28 protein-coding genes and 1 pseudogene are annotated in these 25,273 nt (G+C 60.8%); 16 read left to right on the forward strand and 13 right to left on the reverse strand.

Annotation, left to right across the window (positions count from 1 at the left end; genetic code table 11):
• Positions 1-37 precede the first annotated feature (37 nt).
• Entirely contained in the window at positions 38-688 is a 651-nt protein-coding gene (locus LDB05_RS11270; RefSeq protein WP_226004088.1) for a helix-turn-helix domain-containing protein, read from the reverse strand.
• Between the two features lie 83 nt (positions 689-771).
• On the opposite strand from LDB05_RS11270, the gene LDB05_RS11275 reads away from it, so the two are divergent.
• Positions 772-2,442: an NADH-quinone oxidoreductase subunit D gene (locus tag LDB05_RS11275; RefSeq protein ID WP_226004089.1), complete on the forward strand. Its 1,671-nt coding sequence runs from the start codon at positions 772-774 to the stop codon at positions 2,440-2,442.
• A 55-nt stretch (positions 2,443-2,497) separates the two neighbouring features.
• Here LDB05_RS11275 and LDB05_RS11280 read toward each other — a convergent pair whose 3' ends face one another.
• The 5 genes from LDB05_RS11280 to LDB05_RS11300 form a co-directional block, all read right to left on the reverse strand.
• Positions 2,498-2,788 carry a DUF5808 domain-containing protein gene (locus LDB05_RS11280; protein WP_226004090.1) on the reverse strand — a complete coding sequence of 97 codons (291 nt, stop codon included), beginning with the start codon at positions 2,786-2,788 and terminating at the stop codon, positions 2,498-2,500.
• Positions 2,789-2,885: 97 nt separating this feature from the next.
• On the reverse strand, positions 2,886-4,571 hold the full coding sequence (locus LDB05_RS11285; protein WP_226004091.1) for a bifunctional N(6)-L-threonylcarbamoyladenine synthase/serine/threonine protein kinase: 1,686 nt from the start codon (positions 4,569-4,571) through the stop codon (positions 2,886-2,888).
• Positions 4,572-4,642: 71 nt separating this feature from the next.
• Positions 4,643-4,777 carry a 30S ribosomal protein S27ae gene (locus LDB05_RS11290; RefSeq protein WP_222917139.1) on the reverse strand — a complete coding sequence of 45 codons (135 nt, stop codon included), beginning with the start codon at positions 4,775-4,777 and terminating at the stop codon, positions 4,643-4,645.
• Positions 4,778-5,104 (reverse strand): 30S ribosomal protein S24e, encoded by a 327-nt coding sequence (locus tag LDB05_RS11295; protein ID WP_226004092.1) that lies wholly within the window; start codon positions 5,102-5,104, stop codon positions 4,778-4,780.
• Positions 5,105-5,175: 71 nt separating this feature from the next.
• Positions 5,176-6,252, reverse strand: coding sequence for a WD40/YVTN/BNR-like repeat-containing protein (locus tag LDB05_RS11300; protein ID WP_226004093.1), 1,077 nt, complete (start codon positions 6,250-6,252; stop codon positions 5,176-5,178).
• Between the two features lie 524 nt (positions 6,253-6,776).
• Here LDB05_RS11300 and LDB05_RS23415 point away from each other — a divergent pair.
• Positions 6,777-7,226, forward strand: a pseudogene (locus LDB05_RS23415) (PAS domain-containing protein); the annotation flags it as partial.
• A 603-nt stretch (positions 7,227-7,829) separates the two neighbouring features.
• On the opposite strand, the gene LDB05_RS11310 reads toward LDB05_RS23415, so the two are convergent.
• Positions 7,830-8,549 (reverse strand): helix-turn-helix domain-containing protein, encoded by a 720-nt coding sequence (locus tag LDB05_RS11310; protein ID WP_226004094.1) that lies wholly within the window; start codon positions 8,547-8,549, stop codon positions 7,830-7,832.
• Between the two features lie 238 nt (positions 8,550-8,787).
• Entirely contained in the window at positions 8,788-9,903 is a 1,116-nt protein-coding gene (locus LDB05_RS11315; protein ID WP_226004095.1) for a lipid II:glycine glycyltransferase FemX, read from the reverse strand.
• Positions 9,904-10,235: 332 nt separating this feature from the next.
• On the opposite strand from LDB05_RS11315, the gene LDB05_RS11320 reads away from it, so the two are divergent.
• The gene (locus tag LDB05_RS11320; RefSeq protein WP_226004096.1) at positions 10,236-10,385 is read left to right on the forward strand and encodes a hypothetical protein; all 150 of its coding nucleotides are present in this window, start codon (positions 10,236-10,238) and stop codon (positions 10,383-10,385) included.
• A 1,919-nt stretch (positions 10,386-12,304) separates the two neighbouring features.
• On the opposite strand, the gene LDB05_RS11325 is transcribed toward LDB05_RS11320, so the two are convergent.
• Positions 12,305-13,315, reverse strand: a complete 1,011-nt coding sequence (locus LDB05_RS11325) for a tyrosine-type recombinase/integrase (RefSeq protein WP_226004097.1) — start codon at positions 13,313-13,315, stop codon at positions 12,305-12,307.
• Between the two features lie 146 nt (positions 13,316-13,461).
• On the opposite strand from LDB05_RS11325, the gene LDB05_RS11330 reads away from it, so the two are divergent.
• A complete protein-coding gene (locus tag LDB05_RS11330) occupies positions 13,462-13,629 on the forward strand; it encodes a hypothetical protein (RefSeq protein ID WP_226004098.1) in 168 nt (55 codons plus the stop codon).
• 25 nt (positions 13,630-13,654) lie between these two features.
• Here the strand turns inward: LDB05_RS11330 and LDB05_RS11335 are convergent, their stop codons facing one another.
• Together LDB05_RS11335 and LDB05_RS11340 are read right to left on the reverse strand one after the other, a co-directional pair.
• Positions 13,655-13,993, reverse strand: coding sequence for a hypothetical protein (locus tag LDB05_RS11335; RefSeq protein WP_226004099.1), 339 nt, complete (start codon positions 13,991-13,993; stop codon positions 13,655-13,657).
• A complete protein-coding gene (locus LDB05_RS11340) occupies positions 13,986-14,153 on the reverse strand; it encodes a hypothetical protein (protein ID WP_226004100.1) in 168 nt (55 codons plus the stop codon). Before LDB05_RS11340 ends, LDB05_RS11335 begins: the two co-directional genes overlap by 8 nt.
• A gap of 655 nt (positions 14,154-14,808) precedes the next feature.
• Between LDB05_RS11340 and LDB05_RS11345 the strand changes: the two genes are divergently transcribed.
• On the forward strand, positions 14,809-15,042 hold the full coding sequence (locus tag LDB05_RS11345) for a winged helix-turn-helix domain-containing protein (protein WP_226004101.1): 234 nt from the start codon (positions 14,809-14,811) through the stop codon (positions 15,040-15,042).
• A gap of 15 nt (positions 15,043-15,057) precedes the next feature.
• Here LDB05_RS11345 and LDB05_RS11350 read toward each other — a convergent pair whose 3' ends face one another.
• Complete coding sequence (locus LDB05_RS11350) at positions 15,058-15,891, reverse strand: hypothetical protein (RefSeq protein ID WP_226004102.1); 834 nt, start codon at positions 15,889-15,891, stop codon at positions 15,058-15,060.
• Positions 15,892-16,216: 325 nt separating this feature from the next.
• Here LDB05_RS11350 and LDB05_RS11355 point away from each other — a divergent pair, with 325 nt between their 5' ends.
• Both LDB05_RS11355 and LDB05_RS11360 read left to right on the forward strand, forming a co-directional pair.
• Positions 16,217-16,615, forward strand: a complete 399-nt coding sequence (locus tag LDB05_RS11355) for a type IV pilin domain-containing protein (RefSeq protein WP_226004103.1) — start codon at positions 16,217-16,219, stop codon at positions 16,613-16,615.
• Between the two features lie 17 nt (positions 16,616-16,632).
• Positions 16,633-17,040: a type IV pilin domain-containing protein gene (locus tag LDB05_RS11360; RefSeq protein ID WP_425498560.1), complete on the forward strand. Its 408-nt coding sequence runs from the start codon at positions 16,633-16,635 to the stop codon at positions 17,038-17,040.
• A 109-nt stretch (positions 17,041-17,149) separates the two neighbouring features.
• Here LDB05_RS11360 and LDB05_RS11365 read toward each other — a convergent pair whose 3' ends face one another.
• Positions 17,150-17,332, reverse strand: coding sequence for a DUF8053 family protein (locus LDB05_RS11365; protein WP_226004104.1), 183 nt, complete (start codon positions 17,330-17,332; stop codon positions 17,150-17,152).
• Between the two features lie 105 nt (positions 17,333-17,437).
• Here LDB05_RS11365 and LDB05_RS11370 point away from each other — a divergent pair, with 105 nt between their 5' ends.
• From LDB05_RS11370 to ddfA, 9 genes are all read left to right on the forward strand, one after another.
• A complete protein-coding gene (locus LDB05_RS11370; protein ID WP_226004105.1) occupies positions 17,438-17,857 on the forward strand; it encodes a DUF8023 family protein in 420 nt (139 codons plus the stop codon).
• A 12-nt stretch (positions 17,858-17,869) separates the two neighbouring features.
• Positions 17,870-18,610 carry a PGF-CTERM sorting domain-containing protein gene (locus LDB05_RS11375; protein WP_226004106.1) on the forward strand — a complete coding sequence of 247 codons (741 nt, stop codon included), beginning with the start codon at positions 17,870-17,872 and terminating at the stop codon, positions 18,608-18,610.
• On the forward strand, positions 18,611-21,445 hold the full coding sequence (locus LDB05_RS11380; RefSeq protein WP_226004107.1) for an Env/VP5 family phage fusion protein: 2,835 nt from the start codon (positions 18,611-18,613) through the stop codon (positions 21,443-21,445).
• Positions 21,446-21,447: 2 nt separating this feature from the next.
• Positions 21,448-21,999 carry a DUF8063 family protein gene (locus LDB05_RS11385; RefSeq protein ID WP_226004108.1) on the forward strand — a complete coding sequence of 184 codons (552 nt, stop codon included), beginning with the start codon at positions 21,448-21,450 and terminating at the stop codon, positions 21,997-21,999.
• On the forward strand, positions 21,996-22,805 hold the full coding sequence (locus LDB05_RS11390) for a hypothetical protein (protein WP_226004109.1): 810 nt from the start codon (positions 21,996-21,998) through the stop codon (positions 22,803-22,805). The genes LDB05_RS11385 and LDB05_RS11390 overlap by 4 nt, the downstream gene beginning before the upstream one ends.
• Positions 22,802-23,983, forward strand: a complete 1,182-nt coding sequence (locus LDB05_RS11395; protein ID WP_226004110.1) for a hypothetical protein — start codon at positions 22,802-22,804, stop codon at positions 23,981-23,983. Before LDB05_RS11390 ends, LDB05_RS11395 begins: the two co-directional genes overlap by 4 nt.
• 178 nt (positions 23,984-24,161) lie before the next feature.
• The gene (locus tag LDB05_RS11400) at positions 24,162-24,488 is read left to right on the forward strand and encodes a hypothetical protein (protein WP_226004111.1); all 327 of its coding nucleotides are present in this window, start codon (positions 24,162-24,164) and stop codon (positions 24,486-24,488) included.
• Complete coding sequence (locus LDB05_RS11405; RefSeq protein ID WP_226004112.1) at positions 24,475-24,858, forward strand: PD-(D/E)XK family putative nuclease; 384 nt, start codon at positions 24,475-24,477, stop codon at positions 24,856-24,858. Before LDB05_RS11400 ends, LDB05_RS11405 begins: the two co-directional genes overlap by 14 nt.
• Before the next feature lie 138 nt (positions 24,859-24,996).
• Positions 24,997-25,272: a DdfA family disk-determining factor gene (ddfA, locus tag LDB05_RS11410; protein ID WP_226004113.1), complete on the forward strand. Its 276-nt coding sequence runs from the start codon at positions 24,997-24,999 to the stop codon at positions 25,270-25,272.
• Position 25,273 lies beyond the last annotated feature (1 nt).

The raw sequence follows: 25,273 nt of genomic DNA on the forward strand, positions 1-25,273 counted from the left end.
GGACAGGACCGAATAGAGAGTCGAACGGATGCGGATCCTACAGCTCGAGGGCGTCCATCACGGCTTCCTCCGCCTTCCGGAGGTGTTCGGCGGCCGTTCCGGGCGCACAGCCGAGTTCCCCGGCGACGTCCTCGACGCTCGTCGACCGGGGGACCTCGAAGTAGCCCAGTTCGCGAGCGACTCGGAGCGCCTCGCGCTGTCGTCCAGTCAACGCGCCGACGGCGGCATCGCTCCCGTCGTATTGGCCGACCCGGTCGACGGCCGTCTCGATGCCCGCGGGGACGCCCTCGAGCGCCCGCCGGAGATCGGCCGATTCGCCGACGACCGAGAATCGAACCGTCCAGTCGGACCGGTACTCGATCGGCGGTAACACGACGAGGCTCCCCTCCGTAAAGAGAGCGAGGAGCCGTTCGTCGACCTCCTCGGGCGCGTCGCGGACGTAGACGGTGAACGTCCGGTCGTCGGTCCGCGTGAGTTCGTAGTCGCTCACCCGACCGGTCTCCTCGAGGGCGGCTTCGTAGACGTCCGGATCACCGACGACGTGGAAGATGAAGGCGTTGTCGTCGGTTCCCGCGAAGTTCCCGTGGACCATCCGGTAGGCGTCGAAGGCGTCGCTGTCGGCGACGAACCGGTGCATCGGATGGATCGTCTCCGCGTCGTATCGAAGCGTGAGCCGAACCGTCTTCACGGCCGGACGTTCGGTTGCGAGTATATAAATAGCCTAGTGGCTGTCGCAGAATCGACTCGCCTCCCGTGTGCGAACGATCGGGTATGCCACCGAACTCGACGCTCGAGTCGTGGCCGAGCGAGAACGCCGATCCGAGCGGGCAGCGCGATCTCGAGGCGCTTCTCGGCGACGCAGTTCTCGATCGCGACGACCACGAGAACGCGCCGGCGGTCGTGATCCGTCCGGACGACGTGCAATCGGTCCTCGAAACCCTCCGCGACGACGCGGGGTTCGACCACTGCTCGTGCGTGACCGCCCAGCAGTATCCTGACCGATTCGAGACGATCTACCACCTGAAGTCCTACGCCGATCCGACTCGAAAGGTGAGCGTCGTCGTGCCGACGCCGATCGACGACCCGGTCAGTGGGAGCGCCGAACCCGTCTTCCGGACGGCGGACTGGCACGAGCGCGAGGCCTACGACCTCGTCGGGATCGAGTACGAGGGCCATCCCGACCTCCGGCGGATTCTCCTGCCCGAAACGTGGCAGGGACATCCGCTCTCGCGAGGGTACGATCAGGAACAGCCCCAAGTCGTCACCCTCTCGGAACACGAAAACCCCATCGCGGGCGACGAGCACGACGCCGCGTCGGAGACGATGTTCCTCAACATCGGGCCACACCACCCGTCGACCCACGGCGTCCTGCACGTGAAGGCAGTGCTGGACGGCGAGACGGTGGTCGACGTCAAACCCGACATCGGCTACATCCACCGTTGCGAAGAACAAATGTGCCAGCGGAGCACGTACCGCCACCAGATCATGCCCTATCCCGATCGCTGGGACTGGGTCTCGTCAGGACTGTTGAACGAGTGGGCCTACGCTCGCGCCGCCGAGGACCTCGCGGATATCGAGGTCCCCGAGTACGCCCAGGTCGTCCGAACGATGGGGGCCGAACTCTCGCGGCTGGCATCGCACTTCATCGCGATCGCGACCTACGCGCTGGACATCGTCGGGGAGTTCTGCGCCGCCTTCCAGTACGGCATCCGCGACCGCGAACTCGTCCTCGACGTCCTCGAGGACTTGACCGGCCAGCGCATGATGTTCAACTACTTCCGGCTGGGCGGGGTCGCCTGGGACCTGCCGGAGCCCCGCGAGGAGTTCATCGCCGGCGTCCGTGACGTCCTCGAGAGCTTCCCCACCAAGATCGAAGAGTATCACGACCTGCTGATCACCAACGAGGTTTTTCAGCGACGGTGCGTCGACACGGGCGTTCTCGAGCCCGACGTGGCCAAACAGTACGGCTGTACCGGCCCGGTCGCTCGCGGTTCCGGCATCGACTACGACCTCCGCCGGGACGATCCCTACGGCTACTATCCGAACCTCGAGTGGAGCGTCGTGACCGAACCGGACGGCGACAACTACTCCCGGCTGCTCGTCCGACTGCGGGAGATCGAGGAGTCCGCGAAGATCGTCGAGCAGTGTCTCGATCTGCTCGAAGACTGGCCGGACGACGAGCGCGAGATACAGAGCAACGTGCCCCGGACGCTCAAACCCGAGGCCGGGGCGGAGACGTATCGCGCCGTCGAGGGGGCGAAAGGCGAACTCGGGATCTACATCCGCGCGGACGGGACCGAGACGCCGGCTCGGTTCAAGATCCGCAGCCCCTGTTTCTCGAATCTCTCCGCGTTACCCGAGCTCGCGCGCGGCGAATACGTGGCCGATCTCGTCGCGTCGATCGGCAGTCTCGACTGCATCATGGGCGAAGTCGACCGCTGATCGACGGGCTGGCGGTTCCCCCAACGCCCGCGAGAAAGCGATCGATCGGAACCGCTCAGTCGTCCGATTCCCCGTCGTCGACGATGACTTCGACGGGTTCGTCCGCAGCGTCCTCGCTCCCCTCCGTCGCACCCTGCTCCTGGTGCCACAGCAGTGCACCGGCGACGGCGACGACGATCCACGACCGCCAGTTGGCGAGGTTCAGGGTGTAGCCGACGCCGAAGGGTTTCTCGACGAGCATCCCCTCGCCGGGCTGCCAGTACGACGAGAGCATGCGACCGATGCTCGGCCGTTCGAAGTTGTACGGTACCCCGAGAATCTCACCGGAAGTCGGCTTGTCTGCCATGGCAGGTGATACGTCCTCCCCTGATAAAGTAATTGTGTGCTACGACGACGGCTGCAATCAGCCGACTGCCGTCGTGGGAACGACGGACTCGAGAGCGTTACGACTGGTACCGGCCGCGTCCTTCGACGTCCCGCAGTCGCTCGAGGACGCGTTCCTCGCCGACCTCGCGATATCCCTCCCGGACCGCCTCGCGAAGCGGGGCGGGGTCGTCGGCGGTGCCGACGAGGCTCTGATCGAAGACGTGCAGGTCCATCGCGTAGTCCTCGACGTGATCGGTGTGGTAGCCGAGGCCGAAGTCGATGAGATAGGTTCGATCGCCGGCCCCCTCACGGCCGTCAGCCGCTCGCTCGTTCGGCGGCGCGTCGCGCCGCCCGACTCGGACGTTTCGGGTCGTCGGATCGCCGTGGACGAACCCGGCCCGGTGGAGCGCCGCGAGGTGACGACCGACGTCGCGGACTCGCTCGACCGACAGCCCGTCCCGCAGGTCGCGGTCGCCGACGTACTCGAGTTCCAGGCGCGCCTCGCGGGGATCGACGTCCGAGAGGACGGGCGTCGGAACCCCCTCGCGGCGGGCCAGACTTGTCAGCCGGGCCTCGAGGGTCGTCCGCTCGCGGCGGAGTCGGTCGTCGAGTTCGGGATGGCGGTACGTTTTCGACTCGCGGCGCTTCGTGACGCGGCCGGCGTCGGGCTCGAGGTCGACCAGCGCTTCGGCACCGCGAACCTGACTCTCCGCCTCGGTCCCCTGGCCGCGACCGGCTGCGAGTTCCGGTTCATCGGATCGCCACGTGACGGGAACCTGGTCGGGTCGAAAGTCGGGATCGACGCGCGAGTCCTCGAGCGCGAGGGTGTCGCCGGCCGCGTACATCTTCGCACCGAGCACGGCGATCATGCCCGCGTTGTCCCGCAAGAAACGCGGCTCCGGGGCGTGGAACTCGGCCCCGCGCTGGGCGCACATTTCCTCGAGCATTTCGCGCAGGCGGGCGTTCTGTCCGACGCCGCCGCCGAGGACGAGTTCGTCGCTGCCGGTCAGCGACAGGGCGCGTTCCGAAACTTCGGTCAACATGCCGAAGACGTTCTCCTGCAGGGAGTAGCAGATGTCCTCGACCGGGACACCGTCGTCGTACGCCTGCTTCGCAGCGCTCATGATTCCCGAAAATGAGAAGTCCATCCCCTTGACGACGTAGGGAAGGTCGACGTACTCGCCGTCCTCGGCGGCCGCCTCGACTTTCGGCCCGCCGGGGTGGGACCAGCCGACGTGACGGGTGAACTTGTCGATCGCGTTGCCGACGCCGGTGTCCATCGTCTCCCCGAGCACCCGATAGCGTCCGTTGCGGTAGGCCAGCAGGTGCGCGTTCGCTCCGCTGGCGTTCAGACAGACCGGCGAGTCGAAGCCGGAGCTGTGCCGCCCGATTTCGAGGTGGGCGACCATGTGATTCACGCCGACGAGCGGCACGTCGAGGGCCTGGCTCAGCGCTCGAGCGGCGGTGCCCACGACGCGTAGGCATGGGCCGAGCCCCGGGCCGCGGGAGAACGCGACCGCGTCTATCGGGGGGTCCGTCGCCGGGCCGTCGTGGGTCTCGCGGGCGTGCTCGAGGGCCCGCTCGACGACGCGGGGGATCGCGTCGTGCATGTGTTCGGCGGCTTCGCGAGGGTGAATGCCGCCGCTCTCGGGTTGGTAGGCGTCGCTTTCGATGAAGACGTCGTCGCGCTCGGCGTCGAAGACCGCTGCGCTGGCGGCCCAGGCGGTGCCCTCGATTCCGAGGATGCGAACGGTATCAGTCACGGCTGAAAACGGGTGTTAGCGGCGTTCGACGTGCCACGTCCGTGGTCGGCACGTCGCCCATCGATCGGGAGTTACTCCCACTCGGTGTAGCTGCACTTCCCGCAGTGCTTGCGGTCGCCGTGGTCGGCGAGGAAGACGTCACCGCAGCGGGGACAGAGTTCCCCTTCGGTGCTGCCGTCGTCGCCGTAGAGCTCGTGTCGTGCCATTTATGCTTCCTCCGCTTCGGGTTCCGCGTCGGCCTCGGCCTCTTCGTCCGCGCCGATCTTGTTGCGCTCGAGCATGTGGTCTTGCTCGACGTCGCGAGCGGAGTCGGCCGTGTCGTAGACCTTCGCCTGACCGACGGTCTTGCGCATCCCGAACTTGGTGTCGAGTTTGCGGATGACGACCTCGTCGGCGTCCTTGTTCAGCTTCGCCGCGAGGCTGTCGCGAACCTGCAGCCGGGAGGGCGTGGCGTCCTCGTGGACGAGTTCGAAGGTCACGTCAGTTCGATGCAACATGGGGTTCTCCGTTTCGGAGATGATGTCGACGTCCATGATATCACTCAGTTACCTTACTATCCCCGTGTAGCGCCTAAAAGGATTTCGAAGCCGCCCACCTGAACGGACTACTCATCGAGAACGGCGGACGACGCGACCAGTCCCCGCGGCGTCCGCGTCTCGAGTCCCTCGCCCCAGTCGATCCCCACCCGCACCCACGAGTCGCCGAAGTCCCGGGTTCCGAAGCACCCGCGATTGTTCACCGCGTAGACGACACCCGGCTCCCCCGTGGTCGCGAACACCGTTCTGACGACGCCCTCGCCGGTCGGCAACCCGCGATCCTCGAGCCGTTCCCACGAGTCGGCCCCGTCGCGGCGGTAGACGTACGACGCCGCGCGGCTCGCGGTGTGAGCCGTATATGCGCCGCTCGCACTCGAGACGAGCACCCGCTCCGGGTCGCCGGGATCTGCGACGACGCTCCAGCAGTACGCGTGCTCGAGGCCGTCCTGCGGTCGCCGCCACGATTCGCCGCCGTCGTCGCTCTCGGCGTAGCCGTCGCCGGCCGCGGCGTAGAGTCGACCCGCTCGCTCCGAGTGCGTCGCCAGACTGTGGTTGTCCCGGCGCGATCCCGGCGGCCGCTCGCGCCAGGTTTCGCCACCGTCGGAGGTGTACACGAACGCGCCCGCCTCGATCCCGACGTAGAGCCGCTCGGGATCGAACGGATCGACTTCGAGCCACCGAACGTGGTGGGTGTCCGGACGCGGCGGGAAGTACCACTCGTCTTCGGAGGGTACGTCGACCAGTCCCTCGAGCTGGGTCCAGGAGTCGCCGCCGTCGCGCGAGCGGTAGATTCGGCTGGGTTCGGTGCCGGCGTAGACGACCGACGGATCGTGCGGGCTGATCGTGACAGCCGTCACGCGATCGCGCTCAGCGGAGTCTTCGGTCCCGTCGTCTCGCGTCGTCGACCGTTCCTCGGCCGCGAACTCAGCTTCGAGTCGGACGAACGTGTCGCCGCCGTCGGTGCTCCGGAACAGGCCGTCGTCGACGGTTCCGACGACGTACCGAGACGGCGCGTCTGGGGCTGCTGCGATGCAGACGGGATCCGTCTCCTCGAGTCGTGTCGCAGTCGTCCACCCGTCGGACACGGGCCTGTCGCCCGTGCAGACGAGCAGGCAGTCGCCGAGTGCGATGATCACCGTCGCCATACGGGACGTTCGGGCGGCGAGTAAATATATGGTCGGCCGCGACGGATCGACCTGAATCCGATCCATCGACTGCGACCGCCGAATCGGTCGGGGACGGACGTCGCCGTGCGAGTCAGTCTGTCCCCATCCTCACGTCTGACAGTTTCCGACTCGCGGCCGATCGTGTCAATTTCGGTGCCAATTCATTAATGTGAGAGGTGGATAGATCAACGAGTAGTTCGATGGGGGGTTCCATTCGCCGAGCGGTCGGCCGTGCTCGAACACGGACCGTTTCACTGGTCGGGATCGGGCTGCTCGCCATCGTCGGATCGTACGGGTTGACGTTTGGCGGTCCCTCCCTGCTGTTGGTACTCGAGGCGGTCGTCCCGACGACGATCGGCGTCGGGCTCGTCTGGTACGGGCTTCGGAGCCACGACGACGAGTCGGGGACCGAACGCGCGACGATCGTCACGGTCACGTCCTGTAGCTGTGGGGCGCTGGGAGCGCTCTTCTGCCTGAGTAGTATCTATCTCCTCTCGCTACGGATGGGGTTTTCCGGCGGGCTCGCTCAGCCGGCGATAAACGCGTTGAGCGTCGGGCTGGGCTTCGGAGCCGTTCTCGGACACGTGTACGTCGAGTTCTCGACGCACTCCCGAGAGAACGAGCGGCTCTCGCGGGCCGTCGACGCCTCGATGGATGGAATCGCAGTCGTCGTCGACGGCCGCCACGTGTACGTCAACGAGGCGTATGCCTCGCTGTACGGGCATCAGGACGCGGCGACGCTCGAAGGGCGGCAGTGGTGGACGGTGTATACGAACGAATCGCGACGACGAATCGAACGGGAGGTCGTCCCCGCACTGTCCGATCGAAGCTACTGGCGGGGCACGCTAACCGGCACGCGAACCGATGGCACCACGTTTCCCCAGAGCGTGACGGTGAGCGCGCTCGCGGACGGATACGTCGTCGTCGTCCGCGACGTCACCGATCAGCGGGATCGTGAGCAACGTATTCAGGTCCTCAACCGGGTACTCCGACACAATCTTCGAAACGCGTTTACCGTCATCCGAGGCCACGCGAACCTGATCGGCGACCGGAATCCCGAACTCGAGCAGCGACACATCACCCCGATCCGCGCGGAGATCGACGATCTGCTCACGACGGCGGACAAGGCCCGCGGCGTCGAACGAACGCTCGACCGACACGGTGACGCCGAGTTGATCGACGCCAGCGAGGCAGTTCGGCGAGTCACGGATCGGGCGCGTGCAGCGTATCCGGACGCTCGTATCGTCTCACAGATCGAGAACCCGGGACGCGGGTCGACGATGCTGTCCATCGAGGACGTCGTGGTCGACGCCCTCGACGAACTCGTCGACAACGCGATCGAGCACAACACCGCGAACGCGTCGAGTTCCGGTACCGACGTGGCCACTGATGGGAACGGCCGCGACGACACCGCCGCGACCCGAGTCCGACTGGGGCGGGACGACCGTTCGGCTGTCGTTCCCGGACGTGACGGACACGAAGAGGGAGCCCACATCGGTGCCGACGCAGTGAGTCGTGTCGACTCGAGCTGGAGTTCAGACTGGAAGAACCGACGGTTATCGAACCGATCGACTGGGGGCCGGGTCTCGATCGCGGTCCGTCTCCGAACACCGCTCGTCGCCGGCGACGAGCGTCGACATGAGCCGAGCCTCGATCCGACGGAGGTGTTGACCGACGGTCCCCGTCGAACAGTCGAGTTGACTGGCGATGTCCTCGTACGTCACCTGTCGTGGCTCCTCGTAGTACCCTTCCTCGACTGCGACGCGTAACACCTCGCGCTGGCGTTCCGTCAGATCCGCGAAGGCCCGTTCTTCGGACGGGTCGTAGTTACCGAGCCGCTCGATTTCGACGTCGACGAGCGCCCGCGTTTCCTCGAGAACGCGGCGTAACGCCGTCTCGCGGCCGATCTCTGCGACGCGAAGGCTGCGGTTTTCCGGTCCGATATACGCGAGCGGATAGTCGAGCAATACCGCGTGTCGATGGTGGATCCCGAGCAACTCGTCGACGAGCTCGCTCGGACGATAATGTAATTGGAGGATGGTCGTTCCGTCGGTGTCAGTGAGCTGGTAGTCGACCACCGCATCTCCCGTCTCCTCGAGCGCCTCTCGAACGGGCGATCGGTCCCCGCGGACGACCTTTTGCGTGATGATCGTTCCGTCCTCGAGCCGATCGATGTCCAGGATCGACTCGAACGTCACGCCGCGCTCACGGAGGCGTTCTGCACCCCGGTCGAAGTATCCCCGCGTCGGTGTGAGAGTATATGTCACACATCGCATGCGCCTAAATTGCATGCTTTTGCAAGATAACAGTTGTGACTGTTCATTGCAGAGTAAATAACAGCGTTAACTGAATTCGAGAAATTAGAAATCGATAGAAAGATTTTATTCTAATTCACTACCACTGGGAAAATGTCAAAGAGGGTATTAGTATCCGCTGTTTGAAGCAGCCATTAGCAACGCGGACGCTGCACCCGCAGTAACCGAGACGAGTTCGGCGGCCCCGGTTCGACCCGAATCATGTGTAGTAGGGCCAGTACATTGCCCGTCCGGCCTTTACCAGCGGCCAGAGGGGACTGCATCCCCGTTCCCAGACGAGGACCGGCACGGCCCGACCGCCGAACCCCTCCTTGAATCGGTAGACGCCGTCCTCGAAGTCCGTGGTCGTACTGCCGAAGTCGTACGTCTCGTAGCCGTGGTCGATCCCCCACTGGAAGACGTGGTCGTAGAGGAGCTCCGACGCGTGATCGTCGAAGTACTCCTGCGGGATGGCTGCGAAGAACCCGTGGACCGAATCGCGCTCCTCGTCGAGTAGCTCGAGCATCCCACCCGCGTACTCGCCGTCGATACGAATCGTCAGCAAGAGGAGCCGCGACGCCATCGGTTGCAGCGCCTCGAAGAACGAGAACGGATACACCTCCCCGCCAACGCGGTCCATGACGCGTTCGTAGGTTCGATGAAATCGCTTGAGGTTCTCTCGGGTGATCTCCTCCTCGACGATTTCGTAATCGCCGTCCCGCCCGCGTTCGATCCCGCGCCGTCGTGTCCGGCTCATGTTCGCCAGGATCTCATCGTGGCCCGCAGTGAGATCGAGGCGGAACCGACACTCCCGCCGATACGGCTCGTACCCGCGCGACTGGAGGAAATCGTTGTACCGGAGGTAGCTGGTATCCAGCCCGCGGATCTGGTGGACGATCGTCCTCCCCCGGCAGAGCGTCGGGACGGCTCGAATAACACGTTCGATCGCGTCGGTCGTGTCCGTCGGAAGCACCGGCCCCCCGAAACCGGGATAGAGCGACGAGAGGCGATCGAACGGCGTCTTCTCGATCTCCACCACGAAGTTCGGCATCCCCCCGATCGCGTTCCCGTCCTTGGTCACCACGAGGTGTTTCGGGGTATAGCCGAGCCCCGTCTCGATCGCCTCGAGCCACTCGTAGCGGTGGAACACGCTACCGCGACTCGAGCGCTCGACGATACCGTTCCATCGATCCTTCCGCAGGTCCTGAATCGAATCGACCACGTCCACCTCGAGATTCGACCCCCCGTTTCTCACGGATCGACCGATCCGATTCGAGAACAGCGACCCGATCCGATGGACGCTCGAGCGACCGGAGCCGCCCGTCTTTTGTGCCATTGCCAAGGGATAACAGCAGGGGCCTATTTGGTAGTCCGCCCATTCTGACCCGGTACCGGGTCGATAACGGCATCTAACCGGCTGTTTGCCGTGGAAGCCAGGGGTGAATGATTCGTGACAGCGGGAAGTGAGTATCGACCGGCTCGAGCGCGAGACGTCCGGCGGTCCCGGACCGCCGAGTCACGTAATCCGCGTCCCGTCGTGGCCGACCGCGAGCTGGCAGTCGTCACAGAGCCACCAGCCCATCAGCGGGTCGCGTTCGACCAGCATCGCGTCGCAGTCGGGACACGGCCTCGCCCCCTCGTCTCGATCTCAGCGTCGGCCCCTCGAGGGTGGTCCGTTTTCGCCCCGGCGGGCTCGGTCGCGGCGACCGCGAGTCCGCAGGCGTCCGCGACGAGTCCGATACGTCACACCAGCAGCACGCGGCCGTCGTCGGTGAGCGGATACTCGTAGCGCTGGGCCACGAGCGGTTCTTTTTCTAGGAGGCCGTGTCTCTCGAGTACGTGCAGGATCGGATCGAGTCTGGTAGCAAAGTTTTGATCTGGTGGATTACTGACGAGGGACGACGCCATCGCGAAGAAAACGGCGACAGATGGTTACCGGTGGGCTCATCGTATCGGTGATCTTGCCCTCTGCTGACTCGAGTAACCGTTCTGCTTCGTTCTATCCGAGGATCATCAGGACACCACTTGATAAGATAGTGTGTGAATTTCATTATGAATTCTGACAAAGAATCCGCAAGATACAGTATTGAGAGGTAGACACGTTGAGAAGATGTCGCCCTCCAGACCGTTCATCGAATCCGATTCCGGCGAGCTCGATACGGGTCAGATTATCAAAGAAGCGATCCCCCTTGCGAGACTTATTGGAGCTATTGTTCTGGTTGCCCTGGTCCCACTCCTATTTCGGGCCGTATTTGGCGATCTGTTAGGGTTGACCGTTGGGCTCGATTTTGTGTACGTGCTCGCGAGTCAATTTATCATCGCAGTCGGCTCTGGAATCGTTCTGATATACAGTATCGTACGGGCGAATCAGATACTCGACGAGTAAGGAGTGTAGAGACGACTGTTTTGGGTCCTGAATCGGACGCCCGTAAGAAATTCAACGAAACAAAAGAAGCGAGGGACTACGTAGGCGACGCCTTGTCGCTGGGCTCAACCATGTCTTCGCCATCGGTGGGAGACAAAATGTGCAAAGCCGCGGATATACCGCTGCTGCGCTGGCACGGCGGTGACGATCACCGCGAGACTAAACAGGCAACGATTCCAACTGGCTCTCTTTTTCGATATGGAATTTTGGTTATTTTCTAGAAATAATATTAACTATTTGTATAGGGTCCGTTAGGTAGTGTGCTTATTTGATCACGGTTCGAAAGCACACGTGGCGGGGGAGAACGGATTCAGCCACTACTGAAAGGATCCATCCGACCCGAGACATTCAGATCCTCGCCACAACTGAGATCGTTCCAGCGTGAAGTCAATCGCCATATTGCCGACCACTCTGGTCTCAGACCCACCCTCGTGACATACCACCTCTGAGGATGGGACGTCTAACGCTGGCCATCCGCCAGCGTTCTCGAGAAGCCAAACCCGTTAGAGGCGTTTCTATCGGTCTGTTGCTAGCCAGTAGAGTAGTTATCGATCTACGATAACGATTTCGCCAGAGTTTTGATTCTGTTCGAGATTCGAAATCGCTTCTTCGACTTCTTCTTGAGTGGCTTCTTCCATCCACGATCACTTTACTAACCGATAGTGGGGTAAATACCGTAAAGCAACCTCAACGTGTTCACAGTGAGAAAATCAGTCTCTCACTTTAGATCGAATCGTATACCGAACTCTGCAGTTCCCATCTCCTAGTGCGTCGGTCACAGATATATCGGATTTCTCGGTACGCATGGTGGAATACAACTTCCACATATTCTACCGAAAAGTGTGAGATTTATAGGAGAGAAGAACGAAGATCAAAATGGAGCTGGCAATAAACCACCACCACCACCACCACCTACGTGCCAGCCCACACTTTTGCTCAAAGACACGAACACTTCTAGTCCGTATCAACGACGATCTCGGGAGTCACGCGAGCGAAGCGAGTGTGACTACGGCGAGTCCACTGAACGACTCGAGCAAAGCGAGAGAAGTGAAGTCCGGGATTTGAACTCATTGTGAGACGGTCGCCCCACTCCGTTCGGCGCTGTCGTTCGAGAAAGCAAAGCTTTCTCGTGATGACGAAAGACGCCAAAGGCGTCTTCCGAACCACGACTCACAGGGCTTCAAATCCGGGCGTCGACGACGATTTGCGCCGCTCGCGAATTTGCTCGCGGCGTAGAATCATGGACTCGCCGGGATGTAGAATACCGATCGAGTCGTGCGGTTTTGCTTGTCTCTCTCATGATTGTGATAGGTTACGGCAGGTTCTCGCGTCGGACTTCCATCTTCTCGCGTTCGGTTCGGGCGTCGTAGTGTTCGTACAGGACCTCGAGCGACACGTCCATGCGCTCGCTGACGATCTCCGGCGTCGTCTCCTGATTGAGGTGATGTGTGATCGCTCCCCGACGGATAGCATGGGGTGATCGCGCCGACGGGCACTGTGCTGGGTGCCCGTCGCTCCCTCGAGCGTCGCACGAGCGCGGCGTCTCGTCGTGCGGACACTCTTGGTATGTGCAGGGATGCAGCGCCCGGACGACCCACTTGTAGATGGTATCGCTCGTCGGTCGCGTCCCCTGTTGGCTCGTAAACAGCGGCTGACGACCGTGATCGTCGGTTACTCTCGGCCGATCCGGATTATCTCGATACGCGGTGAGAACGGCGAACCACTTCGGCCCGAGATAGACCCAGCGGTTCCCGTCATCGCCATTCTTTAGCGTCGTCCCGGTGTCGGGCCGATGTTCTACACGAACAGCGTGATCGTCCGGCTCGAGGTCGTCCACGTCGATCGACTGCGCAGCGCTTCGGCGCATCCCCGTCCGCCAGAGCAGTGCGATCAGCGCGTGGTCCCGCGAACCGTAGTGATGCCGGTCGAAGTACTCGAGCGCCGCCTTTGCTCGCTGGGGTTCCAAAAAGACGTCCTTGGACTGTGCCCCGTCGGGAAGGTCCGGCGAGTGGAGCTTCTCCGCGAGACCTTCCTCGACGGCCTCGATATCGGCCCACCACCGAAGCGCCTGCCGAACGCTACTCAGCTGTTTCTGGAGGGTGATCGGCGCGACATCGGCTCGTCGCCAGTCGACGAAATCGGCAAGCTCGCGCCCATCGAGGTCGTTCAGGTTCTCGATATCACGCTCGTCACACCACTCGAGGAAGACCGACAGGCGGTGTTTCGCGTTCCGAAACGATGTCTCGCGGACACCGGGTCGGTGATGACGGAGGAACCGATCGACCCCATTCTCCGGGGACAACGGTTGCAGCCCGTCACTCATGTCGATCCCTCCACCGGATCGACGTAGGTGAACCTGCGACTATGATTTAATGTATTAATAGACATTTCAAGTAGAGTGTTCGCCGCTCTTGACGTTCTATTAGCACTTCCCGATAGATTTATAGCCAATTGGTCTTGGTTATCATTATGTGCGATGGAGACCGCCAAGCAGATATTGAACAGGCCGTTGTAGCTCTCGAGGAGTTCGATTCCCAGGGTCGCTTGCCTGATGAAATTAAACACGATCTCGAGACGTTCACTGACTCCGATCCACTGGAAATACTCGAACGGGTCCTCGAACACGAGACAATCTAAGTCGCGTTCGGTACCGCTCGAGGACCTATCGTCCATCCCGATCACCACCGCTCCAATTCTCCGGGCTACCCCAGCGGAATTCGGGGCGATCGTCCTCGAGCTGGTCACGCTCGAAAAGCCGATCCTGAATCCACGTCTGCAGCGCGGGCCCGGACCGATCATGCGGCGGAGAATCCGGACAGTGATGCTCGTCGACGCGAGCCGAGAGGTCGTCGAGACAAGAGACCATCTCGACGAGGACCGCGTTCTGATATCGCATCTCCGTCGCGATCGCCTCGAGCGCCTCGGTCTGTCGCTCGACCGCGTCGGCCTGGCGTTCGAGAACCTCCAGTTGCGCCTCGAGTGCGAGGAACTCGTCACTCATAGATGTGAACGGCCTCCGTGATCGTTGATCGAAGCCCGTCTTCGCAGCTGTCACAGACGGTGATCCGTCCGTCGGGATTCTCCACTTCGACCTCGCGAACGCGGCCCACCGTCAGACCGCACCCGTCGCAAGGTGGAACGTCGTGCTCGGTGGCGCTCATCGACCCACCTCGTGCATATCGCTGTAGTTACAGTATCCGGTACTCTTACCGTGGTAGCGTGCCAGTTCGGTCATGGTCTCACTGTTGTGGGACCGCGGACGAACCGCGCGCGCCGTTGGTTGGACCTGGTGGCGCGCGCGGCTGCCGTCCGTCGGCTGATTATATCCTCTGTCCCTCTCCCTCTTAGTCGTCGGAATGCGGTTTCCGATAGTTCCGAAAAGAGTCGGATTTCGTGATTGACACGCTCTCGTCAGTATCGAGTCGTGTTTCGTCGGCTTTCCGAAAGATCGGAAATCGGTTCCGAAACCGATACTCGAGCCGGCCGTGGGCTGTGGGCCGTGGGTCGATCGATGCGGTCTATCAGGGGCTTTATTCCCCGTAGCGTCGTGTGGTTGCATGCTTCCGTAGTCTGGATACGGAAGCCAGGCGGGCCGGTGCCCCAACACCGGGTCCGCGTTTCTCTCGAGGACCCGACCGGGCAGCGGCGGGTCCGTCTGGCCTCCGTTGGCAGCAATCGAAACATCCCATCCACTTATACTTAACCGACCGTTCGTTAATCTGTAGTGAACCATATGTTGCTGTCAACGGATTCAATCAGTATTGATAAAATGCCAGTACGGGACGTGACTGTATGCGAAGACCGAGGGTGTCGTGGATGACACAAGCCGACGATCGCATCCTCGAGACCCTCGCGGATAGCAATTTGATTCTCTCACCGCGTGTCCTCTCGGCTAATATCGACTATTCGCGACACTATCTGAGTACACGGCTCGGTACGCTTCGCGATGCCGGCCTCGTCGATCGCGTCGACGAAGGCCTTTACCAGATCACCGATCGAGGACGTGCGTATCTCGAGGGAGAATTGGACACTGAGGACTTAGAGGAATAGGTTCGGAACGACAGATCATTCCGGTTCTTCAGACGGAATCCGATACCGAGGTTGAAGTCCGAGAGACCGAGCCGCGTCCGCCGAGATCGTCACCATTCCCTCGCTTGAGGTCACCGGTTCCTTCGCAATGTCTTCGATGAATTCGGCCAGCTCGTCACGGTAGGACTGGGGACGGTCTTCCTGAATGTGGACCGTATCCTTGTCGCGATGGTGAATCGCCCGGTTCGCGAGATAGGACAGTACGAATAGCTCCCGCGTCTCGAAGGGTGCATCCTCGAGATACCAAGGCAGCGTCAGATCGTCGATTTCGACTTTCGGCCCGATCGGCGCGCCGAGGACGGCCAGCGTCCGACCCAAGATAGTCGCGTCGTCCGTCGGTCGAACTTCGGTTGCACGATCGGAATCGTCTTCGTGATGAAACTCGTATTCCAGTCCTGCCGCCTCGAGCGCGTCGATCACGTGCGAGCGCTCGTCATGATGGTTGAGTGCGAACGATGGCTGGAAATGCTGGTGCGCGATAGAACCGCCGGAAAAGATGTTGGCAACGAGCGTGTTCAGTGCCTGAAACTCCGGATCGAGGTACGCTGCATCGAGCCACCCGAGATTACGCGCACGTTCGATACCACGTACGGGGTCCGGCTTGCTCCCGCTGTCGAGCCATGGTCGAATCCGTCCGCGCGGAATCTCCAGCGTGCTTGCGATCGCACTCGAACCCTTATTTGAGTGCTCACTTGCGTACCGCATTACTGTCTGGTAGTCTAAGACGGCAGTCCATGGGTCTTCGTACGCACCCCCGTTATATGTCCGTGCAACATCGCGTTCGTCGATTATTGGTTCATCCCAGTTCATAGACAGAGGTAATAGTGTAAGGGTAAATCCGTATCGTCTCAATAATGTAGCTACAAAACCGCAAGAAGAGACCGCTTCAAGGCCTTGCTGTAGTTCGGATAGCGATCACTGATTATCATCTCTGAAATCGTTATCAACTCATGAGAACATCACTATCCTTTAACTATATATGGTAGCAGTTGCGTCGTGACTACAAGCACCATGCAGAACGGCGAGAAGGCGCGTCGGGTTGGTTGTGGATTAGCCAATCCCCCCTACGCGCGATTCGGTGGTTCCAGACCACCTCGTATAACCTTTCCGACCGTTCAGACGGTGCTGTGGTAATATGGATTTGAAACAACACAGATCGAAGCTGATTGGAAACGACGACGAACGAGCAGTATCGCCAGTTATTGGCGTGATTCTGATGGTTGCAATCACTGTCATTCTCGCGGCCGTGATCGCCGCATTCGTGCTCGATCTTGGACAAAGCCAGAGTGCGAGTCCATCTGCTGGATTCCAGTTCGAGGAAAATTCGGGTACGCTATCAGTCACACTGATATCAGAGGACCGGGTTGACGACAGTCCGAACTACCAGGTCACGAGTAGTGGCCATAGTTTCAGTAGTGGCATTACCGACGTTGGCGATAGCTCTGAAATCAGCAGCTGGTCCTCTGGTGAAAGTGTGACCATCACAGCAACGTACCAAGGCGAAACCGGTGTCGTTGCTCAGTACTCCGGATAATATCAAGGTTAGAATATATGAAAATGGAATCTAAAATTGCAGCAAAACGCGAATCGGATAGTTCTAACGACAGAGCAGTGTCACCCGTTATTGGAGTGATCCTGATGGTTGCGATCACTGTCATTCTCGCGGCTGTGATCGCTGCGTTCGTGCTTGATCTTGGCCAAAGTCAGAGTGCAAGTGCTTCAGCCGGTGTACAATTCGATGAAAGTGGTAGCACTGTCACACTTACCGTGATTTCAGAAGATCGCGTTGATGATGGCAATGTGTATGATATCAGCGCACAGAATGCCGACGCCAGTAGTTGTAGTGGTATCAGCAGCGTTGGGCAATCGTGTGATGTGACCAGTTGGAGTGACGACTCCTCAATAACGGTCACTGCAACCTACCAAGGCGAAGACACCGTTGTCGCAACCTACGAATAATATTCAACCTTCTTCGTTTTAATTGACCAAATCGATTTGGTCATTCGAAGGAACAATTTTTCTCGGTTGATCTAGCTCTCCGTTCGGTCAAGTTTGGTTACTCCAGCCCCTAGTCAATTTCCTCAACAAGCTCGAGCGTCCATTCACCCTCACCAACGTGACGAATGTGGATGTGGTGATCTCCCTCGAGTTCGCCGTTCTCGTCAAGCAGCCCCTCGACGCGCATGTCGTCTTTCGGAAGCGTGATTCCGACCGAGTCGCGATCTAACTGGCGAATCTTGTTCAGTGCCATATTCGGCGGGCAACCCCCCTTCTCATAAAACTTGGTTACAATCTGTTTTCCCGAGGTATTCCGGACCCTTTCGGGAGGGCGGGTTCGACGGGTGTGCGTTGTATTATGGCAACTGCTTACCTGAGCGGAATGAAGAATCAGGAGGGCGTCGACCTGATCGACGCCATCCTCGCACCGCTGTTCGTGGCCGCGACGCTCTCAATGTCCGGCCTCGGAACCATCGGCCTCGACAACCCGATCAGCTTCTATCTCGGTGACGTGCTTTACAGCGCGGCCGGGACGGAGATCACCTGGGCATTCATCTTCACGATGGTTACGCTCCTGGTCGCGTGGTTCTCGAACGAAGCGCGCGACTGGTCGGACTTTTCGCAAGAGCAAGCTGCGCTCGTCGCCGGGATGGTTCTCCTGAACCTGTTCTCGGCGATCGTGCCGGCCGTCGCGGCGGCACTGGCGACGTACTGGTACGTCGGCGTCCTGCTGCTGATGGTCAACGGCGCTGGCTACTACCTCATCAGCTACTACTAACGGAGTTCCATCATGAGTTTTTCAAATCACACCAAGACGGTTATCGGAATCGCCTTCCTGACGGTCTCTCTCGCGGCGATGGCGGCGATCGGGATGGCGGCGGTGACGGACATGGCGAACGAACAAGTGCAGTTCGACAACGAGTCGAACCTGACGGTCGGCGTCGACTGGAACGAGTCGGCGGCCTCCGACGCGACCGCCGACGTGACGGTGCAGCACGAGTCGGCCTACCAGATCGACAACGACACGGTGACCGACTCGCACCTGAACAGTACGACCCTGAGCGGAACGACCGCCGAGTTCGACACAGCCAACGTGACGGACGGCACCAGCTACGATGTCGAGCTCGACTCGAGCGCGACGACGGTGACCGTCCCGGCCTCGGACATCAACGAGACCGACGGCACCGTTGACCTGTCCGCGCACACGTCCGACTCGATCACCGCCGACGACACGATCCTCTCGGCCACAGTCATGGCCGACGACGTGGTGAGCGATTCGTTCACCGCCGATCCCGGCAACGAAACGAACGCGACCTACACCGAGTCCGACGGCCTCGTCGACGGGACGAGCTACCGAGTGATCGTCTCGGCCGACGACACGGAAGCCGATTCCGTCACCGTCGACGACGGCTCGATCGGCGGCCTGTTCGGAGGGAGTTCCGACGGCACGCCCGGCTTCGGTGTCGGCGTCGCGATCGCGGCGATCGCGGCGGCCGGCGCGGTCGCTCGCCGAAAGACTGGAGGGTCGTAGATGTCGGAAAGCAGCCCACAGCCCACGGCCCAAGAGATCGCGACCGAGTGTAAACTGACTCGACGACGGGCGCTCCAATCGTTCGGAGTCGCGGCCGGTGCCACAGCTACGGGGGTAACTTTCGGCACCGACTCGGCTCAAGCGGCGGACGGCCTCGTCGACGGCGTGGTATCTGCGATTCCCGGAGCGTCGACTACCGAAAAGGCCGCAACGCTGCTCGCTGCCGGGAACCCGGTAGGTGCGACTGCTGTCTTCGGCGCGCTCGCACTTGATTCGCTATACGGCGGCGTTGAGTCCGAACTGTCGGCTGACGAGGCGATACTACACAACGTGGCCGTTTCCGAAGCCCAATCGCTGAACAACCACGAGGTCCTGATGTTGAATCGCATCACGGACTCTGCGCCGATCGCCTCGCTCGAGGCGCGACACGGTGCCATGCTCGCGTGGGAGAACGGCGAGTCGAACACGACCGGCTACACCAACGCAATGGGTCGAATCCGCCAGTATTACGAACTGCTGGAGTTCAACGACTACCACGCTGTAAACAAGTCTCTGCTCCAGTTCGGCTACGCTGGCGCTGCGGCTACTGACAACGGCCTCGACGCCTTCGTAGCCGCCACTGGCACGGACGGCTCTGGGAACACGGTACAGTTCCGATTCCGAGCCAATCCGACAGAGATCGACCTGACGTTACACGACGGCACGTCGATCTCGAATGTCGATCCTGACGAGGCCGACGAGGTGGCGCGAGAGAACGGCGCGACCACGCTTAAGACGCCGATGCTGCACGTCCGTGACACGACCAACGGGACGGACCTCGGGACGACGCCCGTCCTCGAGCAGTCCGTCGTCGACTCGTGGGACCCCGACGCCGAAACGCTCACCTACGATGTCGACGGCACGACCTGTACGCTCGAATCTGATTTCGTTGTCTCCAGCACTGGGGACTCCGAATCTCAGAAGGTATGGGATGTAGCTGAAACGTTCCACCGCTTCGACCAGATCGTCTCGAAGTCGGATACGGTCACGTCTCGCTACGATCAGTCGACCGTCGACGACCTGTTTGCCGATCTCGATGCTGGCAACATCACTCCCTCGGAGGTCCGATCCCCGGAGGGTGTTGCCCGGTTCCTGAGCGGAACCGAAGATCAGGCGAACCAACAGTTCAGGCTCGCTATGTTCCAGCAACTGGACATGGTGCGCCCGGACATGAGCCGCGTCGCGGAAATGACGGTCAGCTGGTCTGGCGCGACTGGAACTCGTGTTGACACTGACCCGAATCTCAGCGATCGGCACCTCTACCCGGATGAGTTCGTCGACGGCAGCCAGTACACCGGCATGGTGTTCTCCGAGCAAGCGCCTTCTGGCGGATTCCAAACCGGCGAAACGTACACTGTCGGACCCACACTGTACGGTTCGACCAACGGCGGGGGTGTTGAGGCGATCGAGCCGTTTTCTGGCGATTTCCAACACAACACCGGCCACAACCGTTGCTTAGACCTCGCCGTCTCGCCTGATCAGACGACGCTGTACGCCGCAACTGGCGACCCGTCTGTCCTCGCTTTCGACACGACGACTGGCGAACAGCTATGGGCGTTCTCTGGCCTCTCTGGCAACGCCACGTCGGTGGATATCTCACCGGACGGCTCGACAGTTATCGCAGGCGATCAGGACGGTAACAGCCTGTACGGGCTGGACCCGTCCGATGGGACTGAGAAATGGTCTCACTCGTTTGGCGGATACGTCAACGACTGCATGTACTCATCCAGTAACGACGAGGCTTTCGTTGCCGTCGCCAACGGCACGATCGCCTCGGTAGACCCGACCAACGATGGGTCCGAAAACTGGACCTACTCCAGCGGTCTCACGCTCGAGGGTATCGCACTTTCGCCGGACGAAGAAACCGTTGCCTGCGGCTCGTCTGGCGGGAATGTCGTCGCCGTCAACACTGCCGACCAGTCCGAAAAGTGGTCGTTCAACACCCCGACCGCAACCACGCCGGATGTTGCGGCCGACGATTCTGCAGTCTACGCTCCCAGCTACGGCGGGATCGTCTACTGCATCGACATCACTGACGGCACGGAAAACGGCCAGTTCAATCCCACAGAGGATACGGCACACTCCGCGCTAACGGCACCCGGCTTCGACGACGCGTTTATCGGGTGTGCTGGCTCCATCTATCAGGTCGACTCGTCCGGCAACGGCACCCAGTTCTATTCGGGTGCTCCCGACGACCTCATGAAGCTCGTCATGCCTCGGATCGAATTTGGCGGCGTTGCTGGCGTCTCGATGACGACTGACGATGAATCCTCGAGCGAGGTGATCCTCCGAAACGGTACGATCACCATCGACGACATGACTGACCGCGAGGGTGTCTCGCTCACCCATGTCACCGATCAAACGATCGCTGACATCGAGGCGCTGGAGGCCACACCCGACAGTATTGATACTGTCGTTTCGGAAATGGGACAGTTCGATAGCGTCGACGACATCAAGTACCGAAAGCACGTCGACGACATCCTCGAGAACTACGGCGCGCTCGATCAGCGTGACCAGATCTCGACGGACCAACCTGACTACGAAAACCAGCAGTACGACACTGTTGACAACTCCCAGTTCGTCGAATACATGAAGAACAACCTCGAGTCGTATCGCGAAATGCTCGAGGCCGAGGAGGAGAGTAGTAGCAGCACCAGCGACAGTGATGACCCGCTGTTCGGCGGGATATTCTCAGATCAAAATGGTGGCGCACTCGCGGGCCTCGCTATCGTCGCACTCGTCGTCATGGGCATGGTGAGCGCGGCGATCGACAAGATTCCGCTGGTAGGTAAATAACGATGAGACGGATTTTCATTTTTGCAACGGTGGTAGCGCTCGCTCTGGCTATGGGCATGGGCGCGGTCGCCGCTCAGGAGAACCCGGCAGAGAACGCCACGGAAGCCGGCGAAGAAGCGGTTTCGCCGGATGACGATTACGAGCAAGAAATCGACAACGAGACGCGAATCGTCGATTGGGACTACCGGCCGGGAATGTTCACAATCACGTTCGAAGCCGATTCAGCGACGAAAATTTCGATGACGGAAGCTGGCGACTTCGAGGCAGGCACCGGCTCGTTCAACTACAAGGAAGCTGGCCTCCAGGAGGGAACGAATACTGTGACGATGCCGGTCACCGATCGGCAGGGGGCCGGCGTCGCGATCGCGACCAGAGCCAGCCTCGAGCAAGGGAGTGGTGCCTTCGTCTCAGTCGGTCAGGTTCAGAAAAACCCGTTCAGCAACTTCGGCGGAGAGACCGGACTGTTCTCCGGCGTCGCACTGTCGGTCTCGCTGGCGGCGCTCGGAGCGGCCTACGTCGTCCGCTCGGAAGATACCGGAGTGATCGAAGCATGAGCGAGACGAGCACCACCTTCGGAAGCTGGCGTGACCGTGTGACCTACGTGCTGGCCGAGGCCCAGCTGCTCGTCGCCGGCGCTGCGATGTCGATCGCCATCCTGTTGCTGTGGTTCCGGCCCGAACTGCCGGGCATCCCGCCGATCGTTCACGGATGGATTGCTGCGCTCATGCTACTCGGGCCGCCGCTACTGGGGCTGTTCATCACTGGGGCCCGGAAGCTCCGCAACCGGAATATGGTCGAAGTCTACCACATCAACGGCGTCACTGACACCCGCCGGAAGCTCTACGTCGAGCCTGGCGTATGGGAGAACAAGACCGTCGAGGGGCCCTCTCCGTACCGCTGCAACGACAACGGATCGTTCGAGGTTCGGGAGTTCGACTGGCACCCGGACCAGGGAGAGAACGGGACGCTCATCGTCACCGGCTGCTACTTCAGCCAGATGGCCGACTCGAAGCTGATCACCGTGAAGGCCATGCTCGAGGACATCCACGGTGAGCTGATCGAAACGGCGATCGCCTACAACAAGCTCCGCGCTCGAATCTCGCGAATGGGCGTCGAGATCGAACGCGACACGATCAACTTCCAGGCCGAGGCCGACGAGCGTGGGCTTATGGGCGCGAAGACGAGCGTCAAAGAGCGATTCGAGGCAGCCGAGGACGAATCTGAGGAGTGGTCGACCGACGAGATCAGCGACCTCGGAGACTACGAGCACGACTTCGATCCGGCCGCAGCCGAACAGGGAATCACGATCGACCAGGGCGGCCAGCAGGCCGCCGCGACCGACGGAGGGATCAACGAATGAGCGACGACGGACAAGCCGACCAGCAAGCACTCTACACGACCGCAGCAGCGCGCGAGCATCAAGAAGGGTACAGTGATCGAGAGAACCGGGAGATAGCCGACCACGGTGGCATTGTGCGCGACGAGCAGGTCTCTCGCGCGCTGGCCGTCCGATCGATCCACTACGATCCAACGGCGGCCGATCGGCCCGACAAGATGCCCGGCCGGGTGAAGGACCTCGAGAAACACGAGCAAATCCGGATGATGGAGGGAACTGAAACCTTCCGGAAAGCGATGGAGAACGGTGATATGCCGACTATCAAGCACATGGTTGGCGACACCAGCCAACGGGCAGACGTCTCTGGGCTGAAGGCGATCGGCAAGATAGACGGGCTGATCAACGGGCCCGCCCCGGTGATCGTCGTCCTTGGTGAGATGGGCGCGGGCAAGACCGACTTCGCCTGCTTGCTCGCACAGCGGTGGCGAGCGCTCCACCAGGAGAACTCCCTACTCGGTACCAACATCCAGTCGCTCGAGGAAAAGAATCGCTGGGTCGACGACGACGGCGACGTACAAGACGGCTGGATTCCCGACTACGGGACGCTCATGGAGTGGGTCGAACAGGACGGCGACCCGCTCGAGCACAGCCAGCGCGACAAGCTTTTCATCGGTGACGAGTTCTCGAGCGCGGCGAGCGGGAGCGGGAAGCAGGGGTACGAAACTCGGCAGAAGATGGCCCCGCTGGTGTACAAGATCCGGAAGTACGGGGGCGCGCTCATCTACATCGCCCACGGCGAGCGCTCGATTCATCCGATGCTGTGGCGCGTCGGGACGATCGTCAAGAAGGTCTCGCAGAAGAAAGCGATCATCGCCGACTCGATTCGCAACGCCCAACTGGCAGACATCGAGGGCGAGGTTGAGGGAGTCCCACCGACGGACTTCCGATACAATACGAAGGAAGCAAGCGATTGGTCGTGGTCGTCCTACGGCGACGAAACGGATGATATGGAGCCAGACGAGGCGGTTCGGCAGACGGCGATTTGGACCGTCATTCGGTGCAAAGAGGAAGGCATGACGAACCGTGAAACCGCTGACTTCGTGCCGTACAGCCACGGATGGGTCGGTTCACGCTGGCGCGAATACAAACAAGAAGGAAAGCACGCAGAGACCGTATCCAAAGTGAACGAGGTAATCGCATGACTGCGTGGGGTTGGATAGCTGGATACAGATACCGACTCCCCTTTAGTACACGGGGAGGCCCATCACGCGCTCCGCTCCGAGGGAGCGAAGCGACCGATGGGCTGTTCGGATACGTCGCGGAGATAATATATATCGGCGCGCGACGAGCGCGTGAGAGAACCGTCCGGAGGGTGGTATAATGGACCTCCGTCGACGACTCTCACGACACTCGGCGGATGTCGTAATCGGGCTCTTGCTTGCGATCGTCTCCGGGCTGGGAGAACTACCGGCGATCATGCTCGCGCTCAAACTGAACGTGTTCGCCCTTCCGCTCGCGCTGGTCGGTGTACTCGAGTTCCCGCTGTGGGTCTGGTACTGTATCGCCGTCATGTGGTCGTCGCAACTCCTGTACTACTCGGGAACAGACGTTGCGACCGCAGTTGAACAGATTCGAGAGATGACGGCTTCTGTCGCGATCGGGGCAGAGGCCCAGCCCATCGAAACCGAGAGACATGAATCGGAGTAACCGAGCGAACCACTTCGGGACCGCTTGTGAGAAACGGATGGCGAAGAAACGCCGGTTCTCCCTCAAGCGCGCCAGCTGGCACGATGCGAGATTCGGGAACGGAACGCCGGTCGAAATCAAGTCGACCATGCTCGAGCACAGTGACGGCCAGCCGGGGAATTTCAAGGTCTACAAAACCTACCACGACAAGCTGCGGAGTCACGACGGGTGGTACTGTTTCGTCGTCTACCGGCCGCATGGACGCTCTGGCTGCACGATCCTTCATGATAAGATGGTCCGATCAGGTGATCTCCCGTTGCTCCGGTGGCACGGCGGCGGCGATCACCGCGGAACCGAGCAAGCGAAAATTCCGATTGATGCCGTTTTCTGAATAAGTGTTCTCATCGTCCTCAATATCAGATTTCTCTAAATGGCAGAGTACCCATGAAAACCGTTCATATCCGATTGTCTGACGCACGTCATTAGAGGACCATCTGGTTTTATATGTAGGAATCAGGCAGCGATAGGTGTGAACAACACTCAATCGGTCAGCCTCAAGATTGTTGAAAAAGTCGCCAAACGCGAACAGGTATCACCGGAGGAACTCCGACCACCGCTCCACTCCGTTATTGATACGGACGCACTCGACTCGCTCTATCAATCAACTATCTCTGATAGGAGATCTCCTGAAGTCGAATTCGAATACAAAGGCTATACGGTAACTGTAGATAGTACAGGAGACGTAGACATCAGACATCAGGTATCGACGGTGGAACCAACAAAACAATCGTGTGATCCTCTCTGAG

This window comes from Natrinema salinisoli (assembly GCF_020405205.1).
Classification (GTDB): Archaea; Halobacteriota; Halobacteria; order Halobacteriales; family Natrialbaceae; genus Natrinema; species Natrinema salinisoli.